Source organism: Methanoregula sp., from assembly GCF_002835825.1.
Lineage (GTDB): Archaea > Halobacteriota > Methanomicrobia > Methanomicrobiales > Methanospirillaceae > Methanoregula.
In genome coordinates this window covers 1-3,613 of the sequence record NZ_PIZH01000232.1, presented here as the reverse complement: position 1 = coordinate 3,613, position 3,613 = coordinate 1, and the positions used below count along the sequence as shown (strand labels likewise).

The 3,613-nt window shown below is 54.6% G+C and carries 2 protein-coding genes; both read left to right on the top strand.

Going from position 1 to position 3,613, the window contains the following annotated elements:
* On the top strand, positions 1 to 3,056 hold a 3,056-nt coding region (locus CW742_RS08835; RefSeq protein WP_292419302.1), incomplete at its 5' end, for a PAS domain S-box protein.
* A gap of 54 nt (positions 3,057 to 3,110) precedes the next feature.
* Positions 3,111 to 3,613 (top strand): ABC transporter substrate binding protein (locus CW742_RS08830; RefSeq protein ID WP_292419299.1); only part of this gene is annotated, 503 nt, incomplete at its 3' end.

The following is a 3,613-nucleotide window of genomic DNA, read 5'->3' as shown; positions in this document are numbered from 1 at the left end:
TCCTCACCGATGTCACCGAGATGAGAAAAGGAGAGAAAGCTCTTACTGACAGCGAGGCGCGGTTCCGTGACCTTTTCAACACCATGAGCAGCGGGGTGGCAATCTACGATCCGGTACCTGGCGGGCAGGACTTCATCATCCGCGATATCAACCGCGCCGTAGAGACGATAGAGAATGTCAGAAAGGAGAATATTATTGGCAGAAGCGTCCTGGAGGCCTTCCCCGGTGTTGTGGAGTTCGGTCTTTTTTTTGTCTTCCAGCGGGTAGCAAAAACCGGAAAGGCGGAGGCTTTTCCCGTTTCGCTCTACAAAGACAACCGGATCTCCGGGTGGCGGGACAATTATGTGTACCGGCTCGAATCCGGGGAGATTGTCGCAATTTATGAGGACGTGACCGAGAAGAAGCAGGCCGAAGAAGCAGTACGGGAATCCAATGAACGGTTCAGGATTATTTCCCATGCGACAAACGATACCATCTGGGACTGGGACTTAACGACCGGCCACCTGTGGTGGAACGAGGGGATTTACACCATTTTCGGGTACCGGGAAGATGAGATCGAGTTTACCATTACAACATGGGAGAGCTTTGTCCATCCTGATGAGAGGGAACGGGTGGTAACCGGCCTGAAGAACCGAATTGAGACCGGTGGTGAGAACTGGTCAGACGAGTACCGTTTCCGTAAAGCTGACGGGTCGTATGCCGATGTTCTCGACCGGGGCTATATTATCCATAATGCGGAAAACGAAGCAGTCCGCATGGTCGGGGTCATCCTCGATCTCACCGAAAGGAAAGCCACCGAACGGATACTTGCTGAAGAGGCAGCCCGCCGTCGGATCCTGGTGGACCAGTCCCGGGACGGTATTGTCACACTGGACCAGGATGGGAAAGTCTTCGAGGCAAACCAGCGGTTCGCTGACATGCTCGGGTATACTTCGGAAGAGATGAAAGACCTTTATGTCTGGGACTGGGAAGCGGTTGCCACAAAAGAGCAGCTCGAAGGCATGATCAGCAGCGTGGACGAAGGCGGGGACCATTTTGAGTCACGCCACCGGAGAAAGGACGGCACCCTGTTGGATGTCGATATCAGTACGAATGCCGCTGTTTTCTCAGGCCGTAAACTGATCTTCTGTGTCGTCAGGGATATCTCCGAGAAGAAGGCGGCAGCCCGGGCGCTGGAGGCAAGCGAGCAGAAATTCCGTTCCCTTGTGGAATATGCTCTCGAAGTAATTTTCATTCTCGACCTGGAAGGAAAAATCCTGTTTTCCAATACTGCTGCTGCAAGGATACTGGAAACAGGAACCCCGGGCGAACTTGTCGGGAGGGATGCAATCGAATTTGTTGCTCCCGAGTCCCGAAAGGATGTGATCCGTGACTTTGAGGAAGTGGCGCGTGGCCATGACGCCTACCTGGCCCAGTACAAGGTCATAACGGCAAAAGGACACGAGATCTATGTCGAGAGCATCGGCAAAGTCATAACCTATGAGGGGAAACCTGCCAATCTCCTCTCGTTACGGGATGTCACCGCACGCATCCAGGCAGAAGAGGCCGTCCGCCAGAACGAAACGCGGTTCTCGGCCCTGATCCAGAACTCCTCGGATATCATCCGTGTCCTCGACCGCGAGGGAAAAATCATCTATGAGTCTGATTCTGCCGAACGGATACTGGGATACCCCCTTGGATCCCTCATTGGAAAGGATCCCATGGAGTATATCCATCCCGATGATCTTGTTCAGGTGAGACAGGATCTCCAGGGTGTTTTCGACCGGACAAATTCGGGCATTCCCACCGAGTTCCGGATCCGAAAAGGTGACGGGGGGTACATCTGGGTCGAAGCCATAGCAAATAACCTGCTCGATGTTCCCGGCGTGAACGGGATCGTTGTCACCACCCGGCCGATCCAGCAGAGGAAAGAGGCAGAGGATGCCCTTCGTAAAAGCGAACAGCGCCTCCGCCTTGCCCTTGAGGGCGCTGATGCCGGGTTCTGGGACTGGAACGTCCCCTCGGGCACGGCAGTTTTCAGTGACCGGTTTTATACCATGCTCGGGTACGAACCTCAGGAGTTTTCGGCTGAGTTCGACACCTGGACGGGGCTGATACACCCGGATGACAGAAAGAGGGTTGTCGCCGATTTACAACGGAAGATCCAGGAAGGTGAATCCCAGCTGGAGATCGAGTACCGGATACGTACAAAAGACGGTGGCTGGCTCTGGATCCTCGGGAGAGGGAAGGTTGTAGAAAAGGGTGACAACGGCACCCCACTCCGGATAACCGGTGTCAATATCGATATCACGAACCGACGGTTACTGGAGTCCGAGATCCGGTCCCTGAATACCGTCCTGGAACAGCGGGTTAGAGACCGGACCGAGGCGCTCTCGAAGGCAAACGAAGCGCTCGAGAAAGAGAACATGCAGCGCATCGACGCCGAGGAGAAACTTCGGGCATCCCTCAACGAGAAGACGATGCTTTTAAAGGAGATCCACCACCGGGTGAAGAACAACCTCCAGATCATCGTGAGTCTCTTAAACCTTCAGTCACGCTATGTGAAGGATGAAATCGTCCTTGCCACGATCCGCGAGAGCCAGAACCGGGTCAAGGCCATGGCGCTTGTCCACGAAAAACTCTACCGGGCTGAGGACATCGCGCATATCGACCTCAACGATTATATCCGGTTCCTGGGAACCGGCCTCTCGCAGTTCTATGACGCAAAGAGCCGGGGGATCCGGTTCACTCTCGAATCCCCCGAGGTCCGTGTCGATATCAATACAGCCATCCCGCTAGGGCTCATCCTCAATGAGCTGATCTCGAACGCATTCAAGTATGCTTTTCCCAAGGGGAAGTCCGGTGAAGTATTTGTCAGCGTTACGCGTGAAAAGAAGACGCTCACCGTGATTGTCCGCGATGACGGGGAGGGGATCCCCGAAGACTTTGACTGGAAGAACACGCAGTCGCTGGGGCTCCGGCTGGTCAACTCACTCGTGGACCAGCTCGACGGCACGGTTGAACTCGACCGAACCTCAGGGACACGGTTCACGATGGTTTTGCACGAGAAGGGGTGAAGAGCAGCCATGACAAAAATCGGTCCTATGAAATGGTATGGAAGGCGGAGGAACATGAAACGGAATGTATTCTTTGTATTCACGATCCTTTCCCTCACACTCCTTGTGGGGGCGATCCTGGTTGCAGGATGCCTGGGCACGGGAGAGGTGAAGAACAGCAGCTCCGGGAAGATCTGGCATGTCGGGATCTTGAGCGGCATGAGTTATTTTGCCGACACGGAAGACGGTTTCCGCGAGAAGATGGCCGAACTGGGGTATACTGAAGGGAGAAATATTGTCTACGATTCCCGGAAAATGGTTGGTTTTGACCAGCCGGCATACCAGTCAGCCTTGAAAGACTTCAGGGACAACAAGGTTGATCTGGTTTTTGTCTTCCCCACGGAAGCATCGCAGGAGGCCAAAGCCGCCATGAAAGGAACCGGCATCCCCGTGATATTTGCCAATGTCTTCACGGAAGATACCGGCCTTATCGAGAGCGTGCGGCAGCCTGGAGGGAATATCACGGGTGTGCGCTGGGGAGGTCCTGACCTTGGCCTCCAGCGGTATGAAGTGATGCG